General features: G+C 68.6%; 24 protein-coding genes. 2 read left to right on the top strand and 22 right to left on the bottom strand.

What is annotated here, in order from left to right:
* Nucleotides 1-208: 208 nt before the first annotated feature.
* The 9 genes from MF270_RS08825 to MF270_RS08785 all read right to left on the bottom strand — a co-directional run bounded on the left by MF270_RS08825 (nucleotide 209) and on the right by MF270_RS08785 (nucleotide 10,953).
* Entirely contained in the window at nucleotides 209-466 is a 258-nt protein-coding gene (locus MF270_RS08825; protein ID WP_238365505.1) for a hypothetical protein, read from the bottom strand.
* Nucleotides 463-1,137 carry a YcbK family protein gene (locus MF270_RS08820; RefSeq protein WP_238365504.1) on the bottom strand — a complete coding sequence of 225 codons (675 nt, stop codon included), beginning with the start codon at nucleotides 1,135-1,137 and terminating at the stop codon, nucleotides 463-465. Before MF270_RS08820 ends, MF270_RS08825 begins: the two co-directional genes overlap by 4 nt.
* Nucleotides 1,138-1,212: 75 nt before the next feature.
* Nucleotides 1,213-1,500 carry a DUF6127 family protein gene (locus tag MF270_RS08815; RefSeq protein WP_023851444.1) on the bottom strand — a complete coding sequence of 96 codons (288 nt, stop codon included), beginning with the start codon at nucleotides 1,498-1,500 and terminating at the stop codon, nucleotides 1,213-1,215.
* Nucleotides 1,501-1,519: 19 nt separating this feature from the next.
* Complete coding sequence (locus MF270_RS08810; protein WP_238365503.1) at nucleotides 1,520-2,596, bottom strand: DUF2793 domain-containing protein; 1,077 nt, start codon at nucleotides 2,594-2,596, stop codon at nucleotides 1,520-1,522.
* Nucleotides 2,597-2,606: 10 nt separating this feature from the next.
* Nucleotides 2,607-6,572 (bottom strand): baseplate multidomain protein megatron, encoded by a 3,966-nt coding sequence (locus MF270_RS08805; RefSeq protein WP_238365502.1) that lies wholly within the window; start codon nucleotides 6,570-6,572, stop codon nucleotides 2,607-2,609.
* Between the two features lie 9 nt (nucleotides 6,573-6,581).
* Nucleotides 6,582-7,028, bottom strand: a complete 447-nt coding sequence (locus tag MF270_RS08800; RefSeq protein ID WP_238365501.1) for an NlpC/P60 family protein — start codon at nucleotides 7,026-7,028, stop codon at nucleotides 6,582-6,584.
* Nucleotides 7,025-7,909, bottom strand: coding sequence for a DUF2163 domain-containing protein (locus MF270_RS08795; RefSeq protein ID WP_238365500.1), 885 nt, complete (start codon nucleotides 7,907-7,909; stop codon nucleotides 7,025-7,027). The genes MF270_RS08800 and MF270_RS08795 overlap by 4 nt, the downstream gene beginning before the upstream one ends.
* Nucleotides 7,906-8,532 carry a phage distal tail protein, Rcc01695 family gene (locus MF270_RS08790; RefSeq protein ID WP_238365499.1) on the bottom strand — a complete coding sequence of 209 codons (627 nt, stop codon included), beginning with the start codon at nucleotides 8,530-8,532 and terminating at the stop codon, nucleotides 7,906-7,908. The genes MF270_RS08795 and MF270_RS08790 overlap by 4 nt, the downstream gene beginning before the upstream one ends.
* Before the next feature lie 3 nt (nucleotides 8,533-8,535).
* A complete protein-coding gene (locus MF270_RS08785) occupies nucleotides 8,536-10,953 on the bottom strand; it encodes a phage tail tape measure C-terminal domain-containing protein (RefSeq protein WP_238365498.1) in 2,418 nt (805 codons plus the stop codon).
* 70 nt (nucleotides 10,954-11,023) lie between these two features.
* Between MF270_RS08785 and MF270_RS08780 the strand changes: the two genes are divergently transcribed.
* Nucleotides 11,024-11,236 (top strand): AbrB/MazE/SpoVT family DNA-binding domain-containing protein, encoded by a 213-nt coding sequence (locus tag MF270_RS08780; RefSeq protein WP_036718052.1) that lies wholly within the window; start codon nucleotides 11,024-11,026, stop codon nucleotides 11,234-11,236.
* Nucleotides 11,236-11,616: a type II toxin-antitoxin system VapC family toxin gene (locus MF270_RS08775; RefSeq protein ID WP_238365497.1), complete on the top strand. Its 381-nt coding sequence runs from the start codon at nucleotides 11,236-11,238 to the stop codon at nucleotides 11,614-11,616. Before MF270_RS08780 ends, MF270_RS08775 begins: the two co-directional genes overlap by 1 nt.
* On the opposite strand, the gene MF270_RS08770 is transcribed toward MF270_RS08775, so the two are convergent.
* The 13 genes from MF270_RS08770 to MF270_RS08710 form a co-directional block, all read right to left on the bottom strand.
* Complete coding sequence (locus MF270_RS08770) at nucleotides 11,606-11,776, bottom strand: DUF7697 family protein (protein ID WP_418887871.1); 171 nt, start codon at nucleotides 11,774-11,776, stop codon at nucleotides 11,606-11,608. The two genes, MF270_RS08775 and MF270_RS08770, sit on opposite strands and share 11 nt — an antisense overlap.
* Before the next feature lie 71 nt (nucleotides 11,777-11,847).
* A complete protein-coding gene (locus MF270_RS08765; RefSeq protein ID WP_238365495.1) occupies nucleotides 11,848-12,285 on the bottom strand; it encodes a hypothetical protein in 438 nt (145 codons plus the stop codon).
* A complete protein-coding gene (locus MF270_RS08760; protein ID WP_238365494.1) occupies nucleotides 12,285-13,223 on the bottom strand; it encodes a phage tail tube protein in 939 nt (312 codons plus the stop codon). Before MF270_RS08760 ends, MF270_RS08765 begins: the two co-directional genes overlap by 1 nt.
* Nucleotides 13,224-13,247: 24 nt before the next feature.
* A complete protein-coding gene (locus MF270_RS08755; protein WP_238365493.1) occupies nucleotides 13,248-13,667 on the bottom strand; it encodes an acyl-CoA transferase in 420 nt (139 codons plus the stop codon).
* A gap of 7 nt (nucleotides 13,668-13,674) precedes the next feature.
* Nucleotides 13,675-14,589, bottom strand: a complete 915-nt coding sequence (locus tag MF270_RS08750; RefSeq protein ID WP_238365492.1) for an addiction module antidote protein — start codon at nucleotides 14,587-14,589, stop codon at nucleotides 13,675-13,677.
* Entirely contained in the window at nucleotides 14,586-15,179 is a 594-nt protein-coding gene (locus tag MF270_RS08745) for a ComF family protein (protein ID WP_238365491.1), read from the bottom strand. The genes MF270_RS08750 and MF270_RS08745 overlap by 4 nt, the downstream gene beginning before the upstream one ends.
* A 114-nt stretch (nucleotides 15,180-15,293) precedes the next feature.
* Nucleotides 15,294-15,923 (bottom strand): DUF6441 family protein, encoded by a 630-nt coding sequence (locus tag MF270_RS08740; protein WP_238365490.1) that lies wholly within the window; start codon nucleotides 15,921-15,923, stop codon nucleotides 15,294-15,296.
* Complete coding sequence (locus MF270_RS08735; protein ID WP_238365489.1) at nucleotides 15,920-16,231, bottom strand: head-tail joining protein; 312 nt, start codon at nucleotides 16,229-16,231, stop codon at nucleotides 15,920-15,922. Before MF270_RS08735 ends, MF270_RS08740 begins: the two co-directional genes overlap by 4 nt.
* Nucleotides 16,231-16,566: a DUF2190 family protein gene (locus MF270_RS08730; RefSeq protein WP_238365488.1), complete on the bottom strand. Its 336-nt coding sequence runs from the start codon at nucleotides 16,564-16,566 to the stop codon at nucleotides 16,231-16,233. The genes MF270_RS08735 and MF270_RS08730 overlap by 1 nt, the downstream gene beginning before the upstream one ends.
* Nucleotides 16,567-16,581: 15 nt before the next feature.
* A complete protein-coding gene (locus MF270_RS08725) occupies nucleotides 16,582-17,154 on the bottom strand; it encodes an HNH endonuclease signature motif containing protein (RefSeq protein WP_238365487.1) in 573 nt (190 codons plus the stop codon).
* Nucleotides 17,155-17,169: 15 nt separating this feature from the next.
* The gene (locus MF270_RS08720) at nucleotides 17,170-19,245 is read right to left on the bottom strand and encodes a prohead protease/major capsid protein fusion protein (protein WP_238365486.1); all 2,076 of its coding nucleotides are present in this window, start codon (nucleotides 19,243-19,245) and stop codon (nucleotides 17,170-17,172) included.
* Nucleotides 19,246-19,250: 5 nt separating this feature from the next.
* Nucleotides 19,251-20,807, bottom strand: coding sequence for a phage portal protein (locus MF270_RS08715; protein ID WP_238365485.1), 1,557 nt, complete (start codon nucleotides 20,805-20,807; stop codon nucleotides 19,251-19,253).
* A complete protein-coding gene (locus MF270_RS08710) occupies nucleotides 20,807-21,016 on the bottom strand; it encodes a phage head-tail joining protein (protein WP_036706675.1) in 210 nt (69 codons plus the stop codon). The genes MF270_RS08715 and MF270_RS08710 overlap by 1 nt, the downstream gene beginning before the upstream one ends.

Raw genomic sequence — 21,016 nt, 5'->3', positions numbered from 1 at the left:
GTCAATTGTCCTGCGCGGCCATCACGACCGCCTTGCCGTCAGCCCGAGGTGAGCACAGGCGCGAACCTGATCCCGCAGCACGGCATAATCGCTGAGCATCTCCGCGAGCGCCGAGTCTTCCTGCAGCAAGGCCATCTCCTCTGCCGCCCGCAACTGGAACTCCCGGCTGTACTGGACGGTCGGCGGACATGCTCGTGGCCCACCGCCGTCAGAACTCACCGTCGCGCAACCGCTGAGCCAGATCGTCGCGAGAACGAGGGCGGCGAGCCGCCGCCTCGAGCATCCGGCGTTGGACGTCATTGGCCTTCTCCGTGGTTTCAAGGCGTTCGGCGAGGCGGCCCGTGCGCTCGCCGGAGCGGCGCAGGGCCAGCAGGAACAGGAGCACTGCCAGTGCGATGGCTGCGTAGCGTAGCGCCGACCCCATCCACGGGCTGGCCGCAATCCCGCTGAGGAGCGCGGCGATCACCGCCGCCCCCGGCGCCAGTCGTCGAGCCGCGCGTAGATCGTGACCGCGATGCCGCCGAGCGCCACGGCGATGAACACCCAGCGGAGCGTATCAAGATACGGGACCAGCGGCAGGACGGCGCTTTGCGTCTCCGCCAGCACCTGCTGGGCGACTTCCACCCCGGCCGCGCCGAGCGTCGCGACACCCGCCGCGCCGCCACCCTTCATGGTGCGGCTGTCAGCCAGCACCTCGCGCGCGGGCGGCGTCTCCGCTGCAAATGCTGTCGCCCGGACCGGGAACCGCTCGCCCCACTGACGCTCGGGGCCAAGATCGACATGCATAAACCCCGAGCGCGGATAGAAGCCGAAGCCGAGGAACCCGACCTCCCGCGCCGCGGCCTCGAACGCCACCGGGTCGTGGTTCACCATGGCGATGTCGAAGGCGGCCCCGTCGAGGTGCTTCGAGCGCTTCGCGCCGCCCACGGCGCGGTTGTGCTCGGGGCTGCGATAGGCGGAGCGGACGATCAGCGGCTTGCCCAGCCGGTCGCGCAGCGCCTGCAGCCTGTCGAGCGCGGGTTCGTTGACGAGCAGCTTGCCGGTGCCCCGGCAGGCGATCTCGGCTGGGCTGAAATTCGGCCAGCGCCAGGTGCTCTCCGGAACGTCGCGCCAATGGCGATGGAATGTCGTGGTCATGGGGGTCCTCCGAAACGAAAGAACCCGCCTCGAAGGGCGGGTCATTGCGGGCTGATGAATGGGGATGGGGCGCGGCTACGGGCCGCCGCCGAAGATCTTGAGCTTGATGGCGATGCCGGCGAGCAGCGCCAGCATGACGCCGGTAGTGATCATGCGGACGGCGGTCTGCATCGCGGTGCGGCGCACCAGCCGGATGCAGTCCACCAGGGAGCGCAGATCGCGGATGTCGAGCGCGGCCTCGTCGCCGTCGAGCCCGACATCGGCAAGCGCGCGCTTCGCGCCTTCCTCGGCCGCCCGCGTCAGGATCGCCTCGAACTCGGCGTCGGGCATGCGGACGAAGCCCTCGGATCGGGGTGGTGTCATCGGATCCTCCCTCCGCCACTCAGCCAATCTTGCAGCCCCAGAAGGACGTGTGATCAGCGGCGAAATACCCGTCCGCAACCCGGAAATACCCCTGCAGCTCGACGGTATCGCCTGCGGTGAGCGGCACCATGGTCTGCAGCCAGATCGCGGTGGCGAGCGAGACGTGGGTGGCGGAGATTTCGCCGAGGGAGCCGCGGATTTGGGTGGTGCCGTTCAGGACGAGCCGCCCACTCATCCGCGCCGTGGCGCTGGCGTTGATCTTGTAGAGCAGCGTCGCGCCGAAGACGTAGGTGCCGTCCACCGGCGCCACGAAGTGGTTGTTCGCGGCGTCGAACGCGCCCTGATCGTTGGTGTCGGTGTTGTTGAGGCCGATCTTCGTCCAGGCACCGACGCCGACGTAGTTGTCGTAGTTCGTCCAGGCCTTGAACCGTGGCAGCCGGGGCTGGTCGACGATGCCGTTGGCGTTGTTCACGCTGAGCCCGTCGAAGAAGGTGCTGCCGTCCGCGGAGACCGCAAGCCGGAAGCGGTCGGAGCCGAAGAGCCCCACCAGCGCCTTGGTCACGAAGCCGGTCTGCAAGGTCAGCCCGAGATCGTCGCCCGCGGCCTCCTTGTTCATGGTGTAGAAGAGATCGCCGGTCCCGCCCTCGGCCACGGTCCTCGCCGTCCAGAGCGCGGCGTTCAGCTTGGCCGAGAACGGGTTCGACGCATCCGCCGTCGTACCGAGCCCCAGGAGCGCCATGTTCTGCAGCGCGTCCGGCGTTGTCCCGATCCAGCCTGCGCCGTCATAGACCAGCAGCAGACCTTCGTCTTCGACCCAAGCCCGCCACCCGGTCCGTGGCGGCAGGCGCAGCCAGGTGCCGTCCGTCCAGAGCGCGACATTCAGATCCCAGCCCGTCCAATCGCCCGTCGCGCCGGAGGCGATAATGTAGCGGTCGCCGTCGACGGGGCTGGCGGGCGGCGCGCTCAGGTCCCGGTCGAGGACGGAGAGCTGGACGAGTCCGTCGAGGATCCGCAGCGCCTCGTTGTTGGTGACATGCTTCTGGGCCTGCGCCGCCAGGATGTAGGGCAGCAGGAGATGGGTCGTGGCGTCGGACATCGGTTGGCTTTCAGAACAGGAGCGTGACGGTCTTGGGCGCGCCCCGCCCGACGAGGGCGGAGAGCTGGAAGATGCGGATCGAGAGGCTTTCGCCGGGGCCGAGCGGCGCACCCCAATCGGCGCTCTGCTGGGCGGCGGTGTAGACCGCGCTGGTGGTGGCGGTGCCCAGCACCCGCTTCACGGTGGCGCCGTCGAGGATCTCCACCTCGTAGGCTTCCAGTTCCTCGGCCAGCGGCACTTCGAGCCCGCCCCAGCTGTCCGCCGCAAGTGCGCGCGACCGGCGCGTCCAGCGGATGGTCAGATCGCCGGGACTGCGCGGCTTGCGCCACGGCTGCTCCACATGGCCCACAGAGAACGGTCGCAGCCCCACGCCCTGAGGCGTGAAGGACTGCGCCACATAGGTCTCGTCGCCGACCGGGCGGCTGGCCGGACCGATGCGCCAGTTCCAAGGTATTCCGAGATCGGCCTCGGCGATCGGCAGGGACGCCAGCGCGGTGTCCAGGACCACGACCCGCGCGCCAGCAGGCGCCGGGTTGCCCATGGCGCTTTCGGTGCCGCGCTGGCCGCGCAGGAGACGTGTCAGCCGATACGTGCCCGGCGCCAGCAAGTCGGCCGCGCCCGCCTGCACGATCTCCCAGATGCCCGGCGCGCTCTCGATGGCGAGCGCATTGGCGCCGCCGAACAGGGTCAGGTCGGTGACGCTTTCCAACGTGCCGGTCAGCAGATCGACCACCAGCGCATTACCGAGGTCGAAGCGCGAGGTGGGGCCCGCATAGAAATCCGAGATCAGAGCCCCGATCCGGGCGCGGCTGCCGAAGGTCGTCAGCAGCTCGAAGCCATCCGTCGATGGGCTGCGGAACACCGCCATCTCGCCCGGCCAGGGAACCGCGTGGGCGGCGACGAACGGCCGATGCGCGGGCTGGTCCTCGGTCAGCTGCGGCAAATCCATCAGCACCGCATCCGGCGCGCCGAACACGACAGCGCGCGTCAGCGACGCCGCGCGGGGATCGCCGGGTGGCAGATCGTAGGTTGCCCGGTCCTGACGGACCGCCTCCATACCGCGCGCCTCCGCGTCGGCGATGGAGACGAGCCGCAGGTCGACCAGCCGCCCGTCATGCTCCAACCGAATTGCGTCGGCCGGATCGAGCGAGAGCCGCGAGGGCGGCAGACGGAAGGCCGCCGTCTCGCGCCCCACCCACGCCTCCATCAGGGCGCGGCGGCAGCGGCGTTCGGCCTCCTCGGGCGGCACGGCGATCGGGAAGGACTCGGAGGCGATCCGGGTCGTGTCCACGGTGATGCGCCGCGCCTCGACGAGGGCGGCGTCGTAGTCCTCGTCGGCGCGGGCGACCTGCCATTTCAGGGCCTGCGGCAGTTCGGTCTCCTGGCCACGGGTCAGCTCCAGCACGTCGCCCTCGCGGGCGGCGACCAGATCGTCGGGCGCGAGGGTGGCGACGGAGGCGCGGCCGCGCATGACGAAGCGGATCACGCCCTCGGTCTCCACGGCGTCGAACCCGAAATGCCGCGACAGCGTGGTGATCGAGGCGCGCGGGCTTTCGAGCGCCGTGATTGCGTAGCCCTCGACCGCGCCCCAGAGGCCGGTGACAACGATGCGGTTCTCGGGCAGCCCGGCGCGGAGACAGAGGTGCCGCACGAGGGCTGCCAGCGACACCGCTCCCAGCCGCCCCGTCAGCCAGTGCCCCAGCCGCCAGTTCGCCCCGTCCGTCCAGACGTCGGTCAGCGCCGGAAAGAAAGGGTACGGCCGCGCGTCCCAGGTCCAGGCGGCGCATTCGGGCACATGCACCATCCGGCCGCCATAGACCGAGGAAACAGGGTTGTTCGCCGCGGTGCCCCACCAGAGGTACGTTGCCTCCAGATAGGCCCGCTGAATGGCGTCGTCGCGCCAGCCCCGCGAGAAATGCGGCGTGAAGCTCTCGGACGACTTCGGATCGAAGAAGACGTTGGGCTGGTTCGTGCCCCGGTCGATGGCGGGACAGCCGAGCTCGGTGAACCAGATCGGCTTCGACTCCGGCGCCCACGTCGTCGGCGTTCCGGCCTCCACCCCGCCCGGGCGGTCGTAATGCGGGTTCGCCCACCAGGCGCGCAGATCCTTGTAGCGGAAGACCCACGGCTTGGCGGCCGCGCCGTCCGTGATCGGAGTGCGCACCTGCGCGGTGCGATCGGCGGTGCTGGCATAGAACCAGTCGTAGCCTTCGCCGCCCGCGATGTTCGTCTGCAGATAGGCGCGGTCGTAGATCGCGGGCCAGCCCTCGGCGGCATCAGCGTGCTCGAAGCCGTCGCGCCAGTCGGAGAGCGGCATGTAGTTGTCGATCCCGACGAAATCGATCTCCGGATCGGCCCAGAGCGGATCGAGGTGAAAGTACACGTCGCCCGAGCCATCGCCCGGCTGATGCCCGAAATACTCGCTCCAGTCCGCCGCATAGCCGATCCTGGTCCCGGACCCGAGGATGGACCGCACATCCGAGAGCAGATCCCGATAGGCCTGCACCGCCGGATAGCTGCTGGCGCCCGAGCGGATAGTGGTCAGCCCCGGCATCTCGGTCCCGATCAGGAAGGCGTCGACCCCGCCCGCCGCCGCGCAGAGATGGGCGTAGTGCAGCACCATGCGCCGCAGGCCCCAATCGCCGGGCGTGCCTGTCCAGCTGACGCTCTCGCCTGAGACGCTGAAGCTCGCGGGCGTGGCAGCGCCGAACAGCGCCGCGACCTGGCTTGCGGCCGTTCCGGTCTTGTCCACCGTCCCGGCGAAACCGGCGGCGGGAGAACAGGTGATCCGCCCCCGCCACGGGAAGGCAGGCTGCCCGGTCTCGGCGGCGTTGTCGGAATACGGGTTCGGCAGGGTATTCCCGGGCGGCACGTCCATCAGGATGAACGGATAGAAGGTGACGCGCAGCCCGCGCGCCGTCATCTCCTGGATCGCCTGCACCACGGCGAAGTCGGACGGCGTGCCGCCATAGACCGGGCGATCCTGGTCGTCGCGGCTGACGAGGAAGGCATTGGCGCGGCTGACGCCATTCACCGACCAGCTGGCGGGCGTGGTCGACTTGGCCGAGACCTCGACACCAGGCCGCACCTTGCAGGATCCCGCCCGCAGATCGTCGCCGAACCAGGCGACGACGAGGCTGACGCTTACGACCGCCGGTGCCATCGCCTGCAGCCGGTCGAGCGCCTCCACCATGTCGGTGGCGTCGGCCAGAGCGTTCAGGTTCTCGGGCACCGTTGCGCCGCCATCGGTCTTGCGGATGGCCTGCGTCGCGTAGGTGAACTCGCCCGATGCGGGGATCATGGTGACCGCGCGGGTCAGCCCCTCGGCGGTGTCGGGATCGGCGAGTGGGCGGAACACCTCGAAGGAAAGTTGCGGCAGGCGGTTGCCGTAGGTCGAGAGCGCCAGTTCCTCGAAGACCACATAGGCCGTGCCGCGATAGGCGGGCGTGCTGGCCGCGCCCATCTTCGCGGCAATGAACGGATCGGGGCTCTGCGCCTCGTCGCCGGGATACCAGCGCCAGGTGACGCCGGAGAGGTCCATAGGCTTGCCGTCGGCCCAGATGCGGCCGATGCCGGTGATCGAACCCTCGCAGAGCGCGACGGCGAAGCTGGCGTAGTAGAGATACTCGGTGGTCTTGACCTTGCCGCCCCCGCCGCCCTTGCCGCCGCCCTGTGTCGTGGTCTTCGTCTCCTCGCGAAAATCGGTCGCCCAGATGATGTTGCCGCCCATCCGCATCCGGCCATAGAGCCGCGGGATGACCGCGCCCTCGGTGGCCGAGGTGATGCGCAGCGTGTCGAGCCGCGCGCCCTCGATGCGCTGCGTCGGCGCCAGCGACGAGATGATCCAGCTGTCGACGACAGAGCCGATGCTCGAGCCGATGAAGCCGCCGATGGTCGCGGCGCTCACGCCGAGGATCGCGCCGCCGATGCTGCCGCCAATGGCGGCGCCAGCGGCACCGAGAACGAGCGTTGCCATGTCGGGGTCTCAGCGGTGCGGGAACAGGAAGGCGAAGGCGATGCGCCGCCGCCATGGTTGCGTGAGCGGTTCCTCGATGACGCCGAGCCGCTCGTAGGCATGGAGGAAGCTGTCGGGCCCGGTCACGATCCCGACATGCTTGGCGATGGCGCGGGGCTTCATGCGGAACAGCACCAGTGCGCCAGGACCGGCCTCGGCGGGAGCCACCTCGATCATCATGCGCCGCGCGGCCTCGGCCAGCACCTCGCGCGGGCCGGTCTCGCCCCAGTCGCGGCTGTAGGCCGGGATCGGGAACGGTTCGGGCCCGACGACCTCGCGCCAGATCCCGCGCGCCAGTCCGAGGCAGTCGCAACCGACGCCCCGAAGGCTAGCCTGGTCGTGATACGGCGTGCCGAGCCAGGACCGCGCGATGGCGATGACGCGCGCGGGGTCGGCCAATGCGAGGGGTTGCGTCACAGCACGCCTCCCTCGTGCCCGCCATCCTTGGTGGCGTAGCGCAGCACGGCATCCTGGCCGGGGATATGCGGGAAGCCGCGGAAGTTGGCGGTGTTGGCGAACTTCGCGCCACAGGTCTCCATGCGCTTGTCGCAACCCGCACGGATGGTGAAGCCGTCACCCTCGGCGATCGCGCGCACCGGCGCCTCGAGCAGGGTCAGGATCGCGATGCCGTCGGTCACATCATGGCCCAGCACCTCGGCACGCCGGCCTGCGTTCGCGCCGCTCGTCCAGTCCAGCGTACCGAAGGTGAACCAGCCGGAGGCGAAACCGCCAAGGCCTGAGGCAGTGAAGGCCCGGTCGCGCAAGAGATCGATGACGGCGCCCGTGCCCTTGTAGGCCGGATCCTCGAGATCGACGCCACAGCGCGCGTCGCCGAGCGCGGCGTCGCAGGTCGCCTGGAAGGTCCGCCCGACCGTCTGGCCGAGCACATGGGCGAGCGAGCGCACCTCGGCGACGAAGGCCAGCCGCCCGCGCCGAATCTGGCCGATGGCCCCGCGGCGCATCAGCACGCGCTGGCCGGTGTCGGCCCAGTTAACCCGCCAGACCTCGACCTCGGCGTTGTCCCAGCGGCCGTCGAGGATGTCGGTCTCGGTGATCCGATCCGAGGTCAGCACGCCTTCCGCGTCTTGTGCATCCACCGACAGGTCCGATCCCGAGCGGACCTCGGAGGCTGTCAGCCCGCTCTCGGGCTCGAAGTCGGTCCCGTCGAAGGCGAGCGTCCGGTCATGGTCGGTGAAGCCGAAGGTGACGCCATCGGCCCGGGTGATCCGCCAGCACCAGGCGAGCGTGGTCCTGCCCTCCTCGAGATGGGCCTGCAGGGCGGGATCGAGGGTCTTCATCGGCGCAGTTCCAGAAGCGGAATGGAGGTGATCGAGCCGAGCCGCTCGAGGTCGAGCGTCACATCGAGCACGTCGGTGTCGAAGCGGACTGGCACATCGAACTCGAAGCCCGCGGTGATCGCGACGCCAGCGCTCGGCGCCGCGCTGAAGGTGACGAGGCCAGTGGCGGTGTCGACCGACCAGCCGGAGGGCTGCTCGACCCCGCCGAGGGCGATGCGCACGCTGCCCGCCACCGGCTTGGTGATGGCGCGAGTCCAGGATTGCGCGCCCGAGGCGTAGCGCTTGACCAGCTGGAAGGCAGTCGTCGCGCCGTCGCCGGTGCCGATCGCCTGGTCGGTCGGCGATGGCGTGCCCGAAGGCAAGCAGGACTTGTGATCGCCCCAGTCCTTGAAGCGGAAACCGTGGAGCCGGCCATTGCGCGCCTCGAAGAAGGCGACCACCGTCGCCAGATCGTCCGCGCGGCGGATGCCGTAGGCCACGTCAAAGCGGCGGCGCGAATTGGCCCAGCTGGCGTTGCGCTCCTCGTCGCCCGAGGCCAGCTCGACGATCTGGGTACGCCGCTCGGGTCCGCCGCGCGCCCCACGACTGATGTTGTCCGGGAACCGAATCTCATAGAACGCCACGGCTTACATCCCCCGGCGCCCGAGCGAGACCGCACGGGCGATGTCTGCCGCGACCTGCGTACGCGATTGCCGGAAGCTCTCGGCGTCGCGCGCCATGATCGTGACGTTGACGCCGCCGCCTGCGCCGTAGTTCTGGGCCTCACGGCGCGACAGCACCCGCTCGCCGCGTTGCAGGATCGCAGGCACCTCATCGTGTCGAAGTCCGGCCATCCCGCCGGAATGCATCCGGGGCGCAGAGGCGAAGGCCATGGCCGGGATCATGCGCGAGGGTCCAGCCGATCCGACCATCCCGCCCGCATGCAGGACGTTGGCGAAGATGCCGCCCGCGCCTGCGAAGACGCCCGAGAGCGCATTGGCGATCGGCCCGAGGATGAAGCGTCGGGCGGCGAGCTGGGCAAGATCGGCGATCATCGACGTGACCATGTCGCGGAAGTTCAGCTTGCCGGTCTTCACGAACTCGCCGACGGCGTTCTCGGCCGACTGGAATGCGCCGACGAGGCTCTGGCCGATATCGCCGCCGATCTCGCGGGCCTTGCTTGCGTAGTCCGACAGCGCCGCCGTGACCGCCCGCCAACCGGTGACGGCAGCCTCGGTCGCGGGCTCTGCCGCAGCGGCGGCAGCCCCGGCCGCCGCACCGGCGCCCGTGGCTGCGCGACCTGCATCTCCGAGCGCCGTCTCCAGCCGCTCGGCCGCGCCGGTGGCCTCGGTCAGCGCATCGGCACTGGCCTCGTCGGTGCCGCGCACGGCATCGCGCAGCGCCTGCCAGCTTTCCAGCGGCGCGCGGGCCCCGTCGGCCAGATCGCGCGCCGCGCCACGGTAGACGTTGGCTGACTCGAGCGCCCGGTTCGCCGCCTCGGTCAGACCGAGATCGGGCGCGGTGAGCGAGTTGTCCTCGAAGGCCCGGTCGAACGCCGCCTGCGCCGCTGTCGTGGCAGCACTGGCCGCACCCTCGAAGCGGTTCTCGATCTCGCCAATGTCGAGGTCAGGCACCAGCGAGATGCGGCGCTCCGACCCGAGCGCTTCCAGCCCCTGGTTGATGCCGCCGATGAAGCCGTTGATGCGCGCGACTACGCCGTTCAGCATCGCCTCGACACCATCGACCAGGCTGTTGGCCGCCTGGAACGCCAGATCGCCGATGGCAGCAGGCAGCAGACCCCAGATCGCCTTGATCGCCTCGTAGGCACCTTCGAAGGTGTTCGCGGCGGTGTTGCCGAAAGCCACCACGCTCTCGATGGCGCTCTGCATGCCCGACGCGGCGTCCGCCTTCAGGTCGAAGAACATCGCCGTGGCGGCTGCACCAGCGGCAGCGGCGCCCATCCTGATCCGCTCCCAGACCTCGACAGCGAGGTCCTTCAGGAGCGACATCGCCTCACCAAAGCCGCCTGCACCAGAGACGAGACGCGTGAACTGGTAGACGAGCTCGCCCGCGCCGACAATCAGCGCCCCGATGCCGGTGCGGATCAGCGCGCCGCGCAGGACGACGAGCGCCGTGGCAAGGCCTCGCACGGAGAGCGCGGCGGCGGCCATGCCTGCCACCCAGCGGCTCGCGAGAAACGCCGCGAAAGTGGCGGCATAGGTCGTCAGGCGACCGATGTTGTCGAAGAAACCGCGGATCGCGATGCCGAGCGGACCGGTGCGGCTGGCGACCGCCGCCATGGCGTTGGCCACGGCTTCCAGCGCCGGGGCCGCGGCGACGGCCAGCTGGTTCGACAGGCCGCGCCAGATCAGACCGAGACGGGAGATGGCGTCGTTCGTCCGTTCGATCTGGTCGGCATCCTGCTCGGAGACGACCACCCCGAAGGCGAGGACATCCTCCGTCGCCTGGCGCAGCGTCGCGGTATCGATCCGCGACATGGCGATCGAGCCTTCCTCGCCGAAAAGCTGGCCCGCGACAGCCGCGCGTTCAGCGGCGGGCACGAAGCTCTCAATGGCCGCGTTGATCGCGCCGACGCGCTGGTCCAGCGGCAGGGAGATCAGCTCATTGGCCGAGAGCCCCAGCCGGTCCAGCGCATCGGCGGCGGGCCCGGTCCCGGCGGCCGCCTGGCTGAGACGGCGCGTCAGATCCTTGGTGGCCTGCTCGATGCCGGACATCGACACGCCCGCCAGCTCGCCCGCGCGCTCCAGCGTCTGGATAGAGGCGACCGTGGTGCCGAGGGATTGGGCGAGCTTCGCCTGCGCATCGACCGTCTGGAGGCCGGACCGAATCATCGCCACGCCAGCGGCGGCTGCGGCCGCCACTGCGGCGGCGGCAGCCACACGCACCCGGCGTGAGAAAGCCGCCAGCCGGGCGTTCGCCGCTTCCATCTCGCGGCTCAGCCGTCCGAAGCCGCGCGATCCGGCCTCGCCGACGCCTTCCAGCTCGGCGCGCACCTGCCGTCCGCCCACAGCCGCGAGGCGGACGCTTACCCGTTTTTCCGCCATCGGTCAGAGTCCTTGCTTTCGCCGCATGGGCGTCTTACGTTTTAGCTATCGATCCTATGAGAGTATGACCATGGCCGAGACCGCGACCCTTTCCTCGAAGTTCCAGATCTCGATCCCCAAGGCGATCCGCGCGGCGCAGCACTGGGAAGCCGGGCTGACCTTCGCCTTCATCCCGAAGGGCACCGGCGTCCTGCTAGTGCCGGTGCCGAAGCGGGAGGCGCTGAAAGGGCTCGCGCGCGGAGCATCCGCCACCGACTATCGCGACCGCTCGGACCGGTTCTGATGATCCTGGTCGATACGTCGGCCTGGATCGAATGGCTGATCGACTCGGCAACCGGCGCCAAGGTGGCCGAGCACCTGCCCGAACAGGCGGAGTGGCTCGTCCCGACCATGGTCCAGCTCGAGCTGGCGAAATGGCTGACCCGCGAGGTCGGCGAGGACAAGGCCGATCAGGTCATAGCCTTCACGCAGGTCTGCGCTGTCGTGACGCTCGACACTGAGATCGCGCTGGCGGCCGCGGAAGCCTGCCGCGAGCACAAGCTCGCCACTGCCGACGCCATCATCTTCGTGACGGCCCGGGCCCGAGGAGCGACGCTCCTGACCTGCGACGCACATTTCGAGGGGCTGCCGGGCGTCACCCTGATCGAGAAGATCAAGGCCTGACACCCGGGCTGCCATTCGCGGCCAGTTCCTCGTTCAGTTTCCGCACCATCACCGCCTCGATGACAGGCAGCAGTTCGGCTAGGACGAGCGGCGGCACGCCGAGGGCGTCACCGAGAGCAAGCGCCGCCGACATATCCCAGCCGATCACCGCACCCGGCAGGACACGCAGCTGACCGCCGAGACGGCCGACAAGATCCCAGACCTGCCAGCCCTCGAGGGTGAGCGGCCGGTTCAGCCGCGCCGGGCAGTCCGGGCAGGCTTGCGCGCAGGCTTCGCAGTATCGCTCGCCCCCGCCGAAGGACCACTCGGCGAGAGCGCGGAGGCGTTTTTTTCCTGTTCCAGCAGCAGGCCCTTCGACACGTAGGTCAGCTGGAAGGCCTCGAAGATCGGCCAGATGTCGAGAAGCGCGTCGATGGCCTCGGGGCTGGGATCAATGGCGTTGCCGTCCGCATCGCCGATGCCGTCCCAGGCGATCACCGCGCGGCGTGCCAGCGCCTTGGCGAAAGCGACGGCGCGCTCCTCGTCGGAAGCTTCGTCCGGCACCGCCTCCACGGCCGGGTCGCTGCGCGTCGCCACCATCAACGCGGTGGTCAGCGGGCGCAACTGCACCCGGACGCCGGGCGCGAGGTCATGCCAGCGCGGGGAGTTGGTCAGGTCGAGCGTCAGCATTAATAGGTCTCCACATCGTTCACGAGGGTGGCAGTGCACATCCGGCCGACGACGCTGTCGCGGGCGGCCTGCCAGTCGAAGGTCGCCTGCACCCCTTGCGGCCCGGAAATCTCGATGCGCGGGCGCGGCAGGTAGACGGCGTGCACGGTGAATGTGAAGCTCTCGCCCGAGGGCAGGACGTAGGCGAATTCCATCTCGCAGGCCTCGCCGTTGATCGCCTGCGTGACCAGTGTCTGGTCTGCAAAGCGGACCTCGATCCGGCCGGTCAGCGCCGCGATGGACGGGTCCGCGCCGTCGATGCGCCCGTCCGAGCGGATGGTCTCGATCCGGTCGAGGTTGTTGGCATGGGTGATCTCGGCCGAGACCACGTTGCCGAGCGCAGTGCCATTTCGGCTGATCGACCCGTTGAAATGGCCGAAGCGCTTCAGCTCCAGCGCGGCCGGCGTCCCCGCGCCGGTGGTCGTCGCCACCGTCTCGCCCTGCGCGACCAGCCGCGCGGTTGCCGTCAGCAGGCCAGATCGCTGCATCTGCCAGGTGATCTGGTCGAGCACGCAGCCGGAATACATCGCGTAGCGCGGCACCTCGGGCATGCCGGTCTCGATGGAGAGGCTGGGCAGCGTCCAGGCACCCGACTGGAACTCGTGCGTCCATGGGCCAGTGCCCGTGGTCGTCGGCGCGCCGAAGGCCGCCTTCAGCCAGAAGCCGAAGGCTTCCGCGTCGAGCGGCACCACGACATCGCCGTCCGCCGTGACCGCGTCCTTGATCGGCGCCAGCGGATCGCGGCCGTAGCCGAGAAGCTCGGAATTGAGGAGCGGCTGCTCTGCCCCCAGCGAGGTGCTGGCGAAGGGCATGCGGGTGAAGCCGCTCGCGGGCGGCGTTCCATAGGTCGTCTCGAACGCAAGCGCCATCAGCGCCCGCGCCCCCTGAGCTCGTGCCATGGTGTTCTCCTCGGGTTGTCGGGATCAGCCGAGCGGATCGGCCGTGGAATAGTGCAGCACCACCGGGATCACGGCGGCTTTCAGGCTGGCCGCGCCCTCTACGGCCAAATCGACCGGGCGCGGGGCTTCCGCCTCCACCCAGTCGCAGAGCCCGCCCAGCGTGCGGTCGGCGGCGAGCGCCGTGCCGATGCTGGCGGTCAGCGCGTCGAAGGCGGAGTCACGGTCGGTGCCCTGCACGACCGCCTCGATTTCTGCGCGGTGCTGGTAGTGGTAAGCCAGCGGCGACAGCGTCACCTCCGCCTCGCCCGGCTCGCCATCGCGCAGGATCAGCAGCCCCTCGGCCGGGACGCGCTCGGGCAGCACCTCGCCGCGGAGCGCGGTGGCGGGCAGCGCCGAGAGCCGCGCATGCAGCGCGGCGAGGATGGCTTCGCGGGGGGTAGGCATCGGATGCTCAACTCTTCAGTGCAACCGGTTCGCTGTCGGATTCGGCTTTCTGAGCCTTGACCTCTAGTCGCAAGCCAATCGACGAAAGCACCTTCAGTACTGTCGTGAATTCGGGATTTCCCTTGGGGTCCAACGAGCGGTAGAGGCTCTCACGAGCAAGTCCGGTTTCGCGCGCAACCTGACTCATCCCATGATCGCGCGCGATCCGGCCTAAAGTTTCCTTCACCGCGGGCGCATCCGAGCGGGCCAGCGCGCCGTTTAGTGCTGCGACAAGGTCATCAAGCGTCAAAAGCTGAGTGGGCGAATAGGTGTCGGCCTCGTTTGAGCCTTTCTTAGCGTTCGAAACGGAAGGCCCATCCTCGATCGCCGACAAGAAGTTGGGCTGATCGCTCATCTCGACCAACTGCCATTCATCGGGCGTTGCGCGATCCTTTACGTCGCGGCGGAGCTCGTCGCTGCAGTGCGCAATGAAATTCCTCCATGCGTCTACAGACTTGATGTTGATGACGTCCTTGGTCGGAACGTTGAACAGCACCGCGATCTTTCCGGCAACGGCGAGGCGCAGCACGTTGAGCACAGTGCCCGGGCTCTTTCCGTCCCAGATCATCAGGCCGAAGTCCGCCTCACGCGCCATTTCTCGGTCCTTGGCCGCGTAAAACTGAAAGCCCTTCGCATGCTTGGGCGCGTCAACGTGACGGGTTAGCCAAGTTCCAATATTGTTGCGTGGTGATGCGCCCGAGCAGAACACCGTGACCTTATCATAGTGCATGTCGTGAAAATGCTTCTGGACGGCCTTGTCGGCCCCGTTGGCATCTCCGATGATTACGCGATGGCCGCTCGCAACGACGTTGTCGAGCCGCTTTTTTACCTCGGAAGGCAGTCGGGAAACGTGTCGCGAGCCGCCTATGAAAATCGTGTTCAATGGTTGCTCCGTGTCTTGGTAATGGTGACCGCCCGAACGACCGCTGCTTGGCCCGGGCCGAGCAACTGATCTGTGATTGCATTCATCGTGGTCCCTGACCGAAAGAGATCATCGAAAAGGAGTATGCTGCGGCCACGTGTCTGCGTCGCGTCGACCTGATATAGGCCTTCGACTTGCTTCTTCCGCTCCTCCGGATCGGTCACATTCTTGAGTTGGGTGGTCGGGCGGGTTGTCGTGACGCAAGACAACACGGGAACACCAAGCGCTGCTCCAATTCCCTCGGCCAAGACGGTGACTGGCTGCAATGCGCGCTGGTGGGACGGCGGGACCGGGACGATGCTATCGAACTTATCCCGATGCGCAGCGAGAAAGTTGACAGCGGTCTCGATGATCGGCCCTGCCGCATCCTTGTCGGCACGGTTCTTAAGTCGATACAGAAGTTCGGCAATTTCGGGTCGCACCGTATCGAACTGCATATGTCCGAATTCGTTGTATCCTATCGGCGTGCTACTTGTTGTGTGAAGATCAAGGGCAACGCCTGATTGCCAGCGGCCCTCGATTTTTATCGGGTTGATCTTGACCATTGCCATTCGATCTCCGGGACCTGCCGTGGTGTAACCCATAGGCTACAACTGGGCAAGGCCCGATCGCGGCTGAGCCTGACGAAGTATCTAGCGCCCGATCTTAAGGATCCTCACATGATATCAAAGGCGCCCCGCTACCCAGTTCGCCACGATCAGCCCCGGCACACCATCCAACGCTCGGTCTGCATCCCGCGCAAGGTCCAGCCGCTTCGGCAGCTTGACCTGCGGCACCAGCAGGAAGATCGGTGCGGTGACCTTGCCGCGTCCGGTCTTCGAGCGCGACACCACCGCCTGACCCTTCGTGTTCAGCCGACCCTCCGCCACCAGCAGACTCGGACCCGTGCGGCGATAGACGAAGCGCAGACGCAGGCCACGGCGGCGCTCCCATTCGCCGGGTGTGATCCGGCCGCCCCGCAGGGACTTGCCAGCAGCGGGCAGCGGGATCGCCAGCCAGAACCCGTCCTTCGAGCGGATCAGCGGGCCGGTGTCATGCGCGCCGACGATGACCGGAGCCTTCGACCAGACCAGAGCCGCGGCATCGAGGCTTTCGCCGGACCTCGGGAAGTTCTGGCTCCGGATCGAATTGGCGAGCCGGGTGCCGAGCCCCGCACCGGTGATCTGCAACCGCCATGCCGTCTTCAGCCCGGTTCCGGCCTCGCGCATGGCGGCCGTGACGGCGCGCTCGCCCGCAGCGACCTCCGCAGCCATCATCGCAACGATGTCAGGATCGATGTCGAGCTTCAGTTTCACGCAGGCCTCAGATCGACGGTCCAGACGAGCCGCTCGCGGTCACGGACGGGCTCGCCCTGAATGAGGAAGGCGTCGCCGTCGATCTCGATGCGGTCACCGGGGCGTGGGTTCGCCACCTCGGCGACGCGAAGGTCGATCCTGGTGGTCTCGGACCAGAGCCGCGCGTCGCCGAAGTCGCTGATCGCATCGGCACGGCGCGCGACGACGCGCACGAGCGTGGGCGCGCCGCCGTCGGCGATGTAGACCGCGTCCCGACCGATATTGGGATCCGCGAAGAGTGCGCCCACGGCGTCGGCGAAGGCGCTCATCAGAACGTCGCGTTCAGGCGTACCCGGCCGATGGTGTCGCCCGCTCCGCTGGCCACGGCCTCGACGGCGACGCCGATCAGGGTATTGTCGGTGGCGACCGTGGTGCAGCGCTTGTTGGTGTCGTCCCAATAGACCTTGGCGCCGACGGTCCAGGCCTGAGAGCCGACCTTGGTGATGTCAAAGATGCCGACGAGCGCGGTCTCGACCGCCTCGCCGAGGGCGGCCGCTCCGGCGGCGATACCGAAGATGGAGCCCACGAGCAGACCATCGCCGGAGGCGACGGCATAGGGCGCGGTCAGGGTGATGGTATTGCCGGGCTGGACGTAGTTTTTCATGGGGAGGATCCTTTCTCAGACGCGCTGATTGGTCAGGTGTTTCCGGATGCGACCGGTCTTCAGGGCCGCGACATGTGAGACGGTGACGCCGAACGCCCCGGCGACCTCGCGGCGGGAGAACCCCGCGCCGAGGCAATCGAGCATGCGGCTGCATTGATGATCGGTCAGACGCGAGAGATGCGAGCGGTCGCCACAGGGCATCGTGCCGTGGTCGCGCTTGTGCTCTATGTTCTCGCGCTGGGTGACATAGGCGAGGTTTTCGACACCGTTGTTGGACTTGTCACCGTCGAGATGGGCGACGACCAGCCCCTCCGGCCGCGACCCGAGGAACGTGGTCGCGACCAGAATGTGCAAGGCGATCCGCTGGCGGCTGCCTGCCGTTTCTCGGACCAGCGTGTGGTGCAGATACCCCTCCGGATCACACCAAGGCTGCCGCAGCGTCCAGTCGCGGCGATCCAGCCAGCGAGAGCACGCACCGCGAGGGATCCTGCCCTTGCGATGCGCGCTCCAGACCCGGCCGGTCCGGTCGATGTGGTATCCGGGGAACCCGGAGATCGGCACAGCGCCCTGTCGATCATGGATTGTCATGGGGATCTGCTGATCCTACGCCCCAGGATTTTTATAGAGGCCGCGCCAGTCGATGGCCTTGGCGCCGAAGTCGAGGCGGCACTTGATCTCGACGCCGTCGACATCGAAGCCGTTGCGCGTCTCGATGTAGGCGCCCTGCTGACCCTCGAGATAGGCGTATTCGATGGTGTCGATCTGGTTGGGGCTCGCCGCCAGATACCAGGCTGTCTCGCTGGCGGCGTCGAGCCGGGGCTCGCTGATCGGCGCGAGGGTGCGGATCGATTGGGGCACGACGCTGGCGGTCGCAGCGGGCACGAGGTTCTGGGCGACCAGCTGCTCGGCCTTCAGTTCCAGCGAGGCGGGCACGATCAGGAAGGCGGGGCGGACGTTCAGCACCGTCTTCTTGTCGAGGCCGGTCTGCTTGGCCATCGCCGCCCGCGCCGCGCCCACCGCCTCGACCGCCAACGCCGTGCCGGTGCCCGCGAGGTTCTTGTGGGTGGTGTGGAACAGCGCGTTGCCGTCGGCCATGGCCGGGTTGGCGGTGATGATGCCCCAGACCACGTCCGACTCCAGCTGGGCGATGGAGTTGCCGTACATCGCCGGGATCCGGGTGAAGGCGTCGAGATCGTCGTTGATCAGCGTCTGGCGGGTGATCGCGACGACCCGGCCATAGGTCTTGACCTTGTAGCTCTCCTTGCTCTCGCCGAGCGTGCCTCGCTTGAACTCGCCGCTCTCGCCGACCTCCAGCAGCTGTGGCGCCTCGCCGAGCTGGACGCGGTGCATCGCCTTGAAGTCGGTGGCGAGCACTTGGCGGCAGAACAGCATGAACGTGCGCGGATAGGCCTCGTAGGCCTGCCGCAGGGTCTTGTTGGTGACGGCCGACAGGATCTCCGGGAAGTCCGAGGTCGAGTGCAGGGCCCGCGTCGCCACCTCGTCGCGCGAGAGGCCCCGCGTGTTGACCCCGGCATTGCCGAGGCTCTCGCGGGAGAGTTCCAGCAGCGTCATGCCGCGGTACTGGCGCGCGGCGTCCTCCAGCTGGAACAGCGTCGGGCTGTAGCGGTGCAGGAGCGCGTTGGCCACCGCATCGCGGCGGGTGATGCGCTCATCCCGGCCGCCGAGGGGGACGGAGACATGCGGGAAAGTCCGGGTCTCGTCGGACTTCGCGGCGACCTGGTCGAGGATCAGGCGGCGGGACTCGTCCACGCTCACGCCACGCTTGACGAGATCCTCGGCAAAGCCGCGCTCGAGGTTCAGCCGCCCGGCCAGATCGTAGATGGTGGAGACGCGGTCGCGCTCGGCCTCGCGGGCGCGGGTCGCGACCGCTTCGGTGTCGGGCGCGGGAGTTACCTGCGTCTTCGGCTGGCTGCGCGTCTCACTTGCGTGGACCTTCGGTTCGCTGGCCGCGACCTTCGGGTCGGGCGCAGCCGCTTTCGGCTCGGTCATGGGGGTGTCCTCGGTTTCGACCGGCGCGGTCGGCTGGGTGGTGGCGGGGGTTGCGGCGTCGCTCGCCGGGGTCTGGGTCTCGTCCGTCATCGGGGATGCTCCTTGCAGTGTGGGGGCGTCCCGGCGGTGGAGGACGCAGTCGTGAAGGGGATGCTGGGCGCGGAAGCCCGCGGCGGGGTCAGCCCCGACCGCGACGGCAGAGACCTCGAACGGCGTCCAGTCCACCGCCCGCCAGAGTTCGCGTGCTGCCTCCGGCTTGGAGACCTCGAAGCGGTGGACCTGGTAGCCGATCGAGACCGCCCGGATGTGCCCGGCCTGGATGTCGCGCCAGATCGGCTCGACATCAGCACGTTCGCTGATCCGCACCAGCGCGATGCCGCGGCCGTTCTCGATCCGCGCCGAACCTGGCACGACCGAACCGATCACCGCGTCGAGCGTGTCGAGCTCGTGCACCTTCAGGAACGGCGCGCCCGCGTTCAGCCGGTCGAGGCGGACATGGGCCGGATCGAGGCTGAGTTCCTCGTCATAGGGCTCGCCGAAGAAGGTGGCGCGGCGGACGCGCGCGCCTGCCGACCAGACAACCTCGACGGTGCGGGTGTCGGCATCGGCCGTATTCGGCGCAAGCTCCGCCGACCGGCGCATGGCCGGCAGTTCGATCATCGTGTCCATGAAGGTCAGTCCTGTTGGTCGGCCTGCGCCGGGTCGGTTTCCGCCTCGGCGGAGGAGTCGTCGGTATCCGGTGCGTCGGCGGCCGGATCGGTTGCCGGATCGCCGGTCTGTGCGCTGCCGGTCTTGGTGACGCGGCGCGGGTCGCTGTCGAGCACCAGCCCCAGCGCGTCGAGCTTGGCGTTGGTCGCGGCGATCTCCGCCAGCACGGCGTCCGGGTTACGGCCCTGTTTCGCGATCACCTCGGCCAGCGTCATGGTGCCCGAGCGGATCGACAGCAGGTTCGCCATCGCGTCCTTCTGCGGATCGACCGCCTCGAACTTCGGCGGCGACCATTCGACCGGCACGGTGGGCGACGGGATCTGCCCCGCCGCCCATGCGGCCTCGGTGAACCAGCGCCAGACCGGCGTGCAGAACAGCGGAATGAACAGCTGCCACTGCACCGCGTCGATCTGGCGGCGGAACTCGACGAGACCGGCCCGGATCGAGGAATAATTGACCTGGCTGAGATCGCCGGTCAGCAGCTCGTAGGGCACCCGGAACCCAGCCGAGATCGTGTGCAGGCTCGCCCGCTTGTATTCGCCGTAGCCACCCGTGGCCGACGGCTGGTTGAAGCGGATGTCCTTGCCGCCACGCGCATAGGCGATCAGCCCCGGTTCGAACTGCTCGATACGGTTGCCATCGGCGTCGACCACCGAGGGCGCGATGCCCTGCTGGGCCTCGTCGTCGCCGAAGACGATGGCCGTGACGCAGGCCTCGGTCTTCTTGCGGACCAGCTCGGCCACCTCGTAGTCGTCGAGATCGCGCAAGCTGCGGATCACGGGCGCGCCCCAGGGAACGCCGCGCGCCTGCGTGCGCTGCTTCTCGTAGACATGCGCGATCTCACTCGCCGGGACCGGGCGGCTTTGCAGCCCATTCTGCAGCGCGCCATAGGCGTCGCCCGGATGCTCGGCATGCAGCCAGTAGGCCCGGCGCTTGCCGACCGGGTCGAACTCGATCCCTTGCACCAGCCGCCCCGCGCCGAGGGCGCCGGATTTCGTGGCGTCGAGGAAGTCGGCCTCCAGCACCTGCAATTGCAGCGGCACGGGCAGGCCATCCGAAGACCGGCGCAGGCGGCGGCGCACCAGCACCTCGCCCGCCTCGACCATCTCGCGGCAGATCAGCGTCTGCAGACCGTAGAAATCCAGTTGGCCATCGGCGTCGCACTCCGCCGTCCAGCGTTCGAACAGGGCGTCGACCTTCCGGTCGAGCGTGTCGTCGCCACTGGCGGCGCGCGGCATGATGCCCGCGCCGATGATGTTGTTGACCAGCACCGCCACCGCCTTGGCCGCATGCGGGTTGTTGCGCACCAGATCGCGCATCCGGTCGCGCAAGAGCGCCCCGGCCACGCCGATCTCGGTGTCGGCCGAGGATCCGGGCGCGCGCCAGCCCTCGGTGCGACGCCCGCGCGCGGCGCCGTCATACCCCCGTGTCAGGGTCTCGAACGCCTGTCGCGCCATCACGCGGCGCGCGGCCATGCGCGGGGCCACCGTGGCGATGGCGTGGTCGAACCAGGTCGCCGACATCACCGGTCCCCGCGCGAGAAGCCCGCCAGCCCGGCCACCGGCAGCGGTCTGCCGACGCCCGCGATGGCCCGCTCGATGGTCCGGATGCGGGCGAGCAGGTCCTCGGCCGAGCCGTAGTCGACCGACTTGCCGTCATAGCTCACCCGGGTCGTGCCGCTGGCATAGGCCCGGCGCAGCGCCGAGAGCTCGGTTTCCGTCCAGTCAGTCAT

The organism is Mesobacterium pallidum, assembly GCF_019966535.1.
GTDB classification, from domain to species: domain Bacteria; phylum Pseudomonadota; class Alphaproteobacteria; order Rhodobacterales; family Rhodobacteraceae; genus Mesobacterium; species Mesobacterium pallidum.
The sequence above is the reverse complement of the archived record's forward strand: the minus strand, read 5'-3'. Positions and strand labels throughout refer to the sequence as shown.

What these genes read in the sequence shown, in the direction of transcription:
- MF270_RS08780 (WP_036718052.1), top strand. Translation starts at nt 11,024, where the DNA reads ATGGCCGAGACCGCGACCCTTTCCTCGAAGTTCCAGATCTCGATCCCC.
- MF270_RS08730 (WP_238365488.1), bottom strand. Translation starts at nt 16,566, where the DNA reads ATGAAAAACTACGTCCAGCCCGGCAATACCATCACCCTGACCGCGCCC.
- MF270_RS08775 (WP_238365497.1), top strand. Translation starts at nt 11,236, where the DNA reads ATGATCCTGGTCGATACGTCGGCCTGGATCGAATGGCTGATCGACTCG.
- MF270_RS08745 (WP_238365491.1), bottom strand. Translation starts at nt 15,179, where the DNA reads ATGGCAATGGTCAAGATCAACCCGATAAAAATCGAGGGCCGCTGGCAA.
- MF270_RS08815 (WP_023851444.1), bottom strand. Translation starts at nt 1,500, where the DNA reads ATGACACCACCCCGATCCGAGGGCTTCGTCCGCATGCCCGACGCCGAG.
- MF270_RS08795 (WP_238365500.1), bottom strand. Translation starts at nt 7,909, where the DNA reads ATGAAGACCCTCGATCCCGCCCTGCAGGCCCATCTCGAGGAGGGCAGG.
- MF270_RS08785 (WP_238365498.1), bottom strand. Translation starts at nt 10,953, where the DNA reads ATGGCGGAAAAACGGGTAAGCGTCCGCCTCGCGGCTGTGGGCGGACGG.
- MF270_RS08715 (WP_238365485.1), bottom strand. Translation starts at nt 20,807, where the DNA reads ATGTCGGCGACCTGGTTCGACCACGCCATCGCCACGGTGGCCCCGCGC.
- MF270_RS08755 (WP_238365493.1), bottom strand. Translation starts at nt 13,667, where the DNA reads ATGCCTACCCCCCGCGAAGCCATCCTCGCCGCGCTGCATGCGCGGCTC.
- MF270_RS08760 (WP_238365494.1), bottom strand. Translation starts at nt 13,223, where the DNA reads ATGGCACGAGCTCAGGGGGCGCGGGCGCTGATGGCGCTTGCGTTCGAG.
- MF270_RS08735 (WP_238365489.1), bottom strand. Translation starts at nt 16,231, where the DNA reads ATGAGCGCCTTCGCCGACGCCGTGGGCGCACTCTTCGCGGATCCCAAT.
- MF270_RS08710 (WP_036706675.1), bottom strand. Translation starts at nt 21,016, where the DNA reads ATGACTGACTGGACGGAAACCGAGCTCTCGGCGCTGCGCCGGGCCTAT.
- MF270_RS08725 (WP_238365487.1), bottom strand. Translation starts at nt 17,154, where the DNA reads ATGACAATCCATGATCGACAGGGCGCTGTGCCGATCTCCGGGTTCCCC.
- MF270_RS08820 (WP_238365504.1), bottom strand. Translation starts at nt 1,137, where the DNA reads ATGACCACGACATTCCATCGCCATTGGCGCGACGTTCCGGAGAGCACC.
- MF270_RS08810 (WP_238365503.1), bottom strand. Translation starts at nt 2,596, where the DNA reads ATGTCCGACGCCACGACCCATCTCCTGCTGCCCTACATCCTGGCGGCG.
- MF270_RS08765 (WP_238365495.1), bottom strand. Translation starts at nt 12,285, where the DNA reads ATGCTGACGCTCGACCTGACCAACTCCCCGCGCTGGCATGACCTCGCG.
- MF270_RS08805 (WP_238365502.1), bottom strand. Translation starts at nt 6,572, where the DNA reads ATGGCAACGCTCGTTCTCGGTGCCGCTGGCGCCGCCATTGGCGGCAGC.
- MF270_RS08720 (WP_238365486.1), bottom strand. Translation starts at nt 19,245, where the DNA reads ATGGACACGATGATCGAACTGCCGGCCATGCGCCGGTCGGCGGAGCTT.